The 238-nt window shown below is 50.4% G+C and carries 1 protein-coding gene; it reads left to right on the forward strand.

The genetic code is table 11. The annotated features are described in order from the left end of the window. On the forward strand, nt 1-214 hold a 214-nt coding region (locus EOB49_RS37195; protein WP_206526238.1), incomplete at its 5' end, for a hypothetical protein. Between the last annotated feature and the right edge of the window lie 24 nt (nt 215-238).

A 238-nucleotide genomic window follows, 5' to 3' on the forward strand; every position in this document is an offset into this window, starting at 1 on the left:
GCCACTTGAACGCCTCACAGCCGGCGTCCTCGGCCATGGCGAAGCTGGTGCCTGCGAGTATCGCGAAAAGGCTGATGACGACTTTTTTCATGGCAAAGGCCCCACACATTCAGGATTGTTGTACACGCATCAATACAACCATAGAGATATTAATGCAACCTTGGCGAGAAAAATTCAATGGGAATTGGGAACATTCCCAATCACCGATTGTTGACGGCAGGCCATGCGAAGTGAATGG

It is taken from the genome of Mesorhizobium sp. M7A.F.Ca.MR.148.00.0.0 (assembly GCF_003997735.1).
Lineage (GTDB): Bacteria > Pseudomonadota > Alphaproteobacteria > Rhizobiales > Rhizobiaceae > Mesorhizobium.